The 1376-nt window shown below is 74.3% G+C and carries 2 protein-coding genes; both read right to left on the bottom strand.

The genetic code is table 11. From position 1 onward, the window contains the following. Nucleotides 1–447, bottom strand: a 447-nt coding sequence (locus tag J1M41_RS11255; RefSeq protein ID WP_206451769.1) for a hypothetical protein, incomplete at its 3' end; no start/stop codon positions are given. 250 nt (nucleotides 448–697) lie between these two features. Continuing rightward, a complete protein-coding gene (locus J1M41_RS11260; protein WP_069941834.1) occupies nucleotides 698–1348 on the bottom strand; it encodes a hypothetical protein in 651 nt (216 codons plus the stop codon). Between the last annotated feature and the right edge of the window lie 28 nt (nucleotides 1349–1376).

Consider the following 1376-nt stretch of genomic DNA (forward strand, 5'->3'; position numbering starts at 1 on the left):
CGCCGGATGCCTGTTCATGGAGGTGCAGGCCCCGGCGGGGCTGGCGGTGCGATAGACGCGGGTGTGGGGGGAGCGGTAGAAGGGGCCGGTGCTGTCCGGGGCCTGCACCTCCATGAACAGGCATCCGGCGCGCGTGTCCAGGTGCACCGGGTAGGTGCCGGGCAGGCGGTTCGAGTGCAGCTCCTCGCTCAGGTTCAGGGCGTCCGGGAAGGACAGGGCCACCGGAGCCATGCCCTGCCCGTGGGTGACCGGCTCGCAGGGAGCGTAGGCGCGCGCCCACTCCCGGGGCCGAGAGACGGTGAGGCGGTAGCCGGCCTCGGTCAGCTCGAACCAGACGCGCCCGTTCACGCGGGCGTGGTCGCTGGCCCAGCCCAGCGGGGCCAGGGCCGCGTGGAGGGCCTGGCGCAGGGATCGGATCGTGGTGGTGGGGTTCTTGACGATGCTCACGGGAGCCTCCTTGGAAGGGGTGCCGGGGGCCTCATGCCCCCTGCGACGTGTCCAACCATACACATGCAACGGCGCCTGCACAACATCATCCGCGAGCGCGGATCGGCGCGCCCCTGGTGGTGACGCGGAGCGGGCGGGGACGTGTCGCGGTCCCCGGCGGCCGGCGGCAGCTCCATGGAGCCGGCAGCTCGTCTCCGCGACACGTCCCCCCCGTCCCCGCCGGCGCGAGGCCGGCGGGGACGGGTGCCGGTCAGCCGCGCGGGCTCACGTGGGCGGCGTGCGTGCGGCCCAGCGCCCAGTCGCCCAGGTGCCAGGCCAGCAGATCGTCGCGCTCGCGGACGGCCCAGGCGTCGAGGCTGTCCTCGGGGCCCATGGCCGGCCCGCCCGTGAGCAGGTCCAGGCACAGGCCGGCGTGGAGCCCCCACAAGGGGCCGGGGACGGCGCCGTCCGGGGTGCTCGGGGGCACCGGGCCGGCCATGTCGCGCGGACGAACGGCGAGCGTGTCCACCGGGGAGAGCGTGTCGGCCTTGTTGCTGGCGGAAGCGAAGATCACCCAGAGGTCGCGCACCAGGTAGATGCCGACGGCGTCGGTGCGCAGCTCCACGGTCTCGTAGGTGTCGTCGAGTTCGGCCAGGCGGGCCAGCAGGGTCTGGGTGCCGTGGAGCGAGAGCACTGCGAGCAGGGCCTCGTCGCCGGTGTCCGTGCGCGGGGCCGGGTCGGCGTAGGCGCGGGAGAAGCTCTCCCCTGCCGCGGAGTAGATCCGCAGGGAGCCGTCAGGCTGGAGGACCAGGCCCACGCCGCCGGCGTCGGGGTCCGTGTCCGTGGCGGCCGCGCGGGCGGCCTGGGAACCGACGTAGAGCGCGCGGGCGAGGGTGGCGGGGCGGTAGAGCAGCTGGGACATCAGGGGGCCTCCTTGCTGTCTCTTTTAC

The organism is Micrococcus sp. KRD096, assembly GCF_017168495.1.
Classification (GTDB): domain Bacteria; phylum Actinomycetota; class Actinomycetes; order Actinomycetales; family Micrococcaceae; genus Micrococcus; species Micrococcus luteus.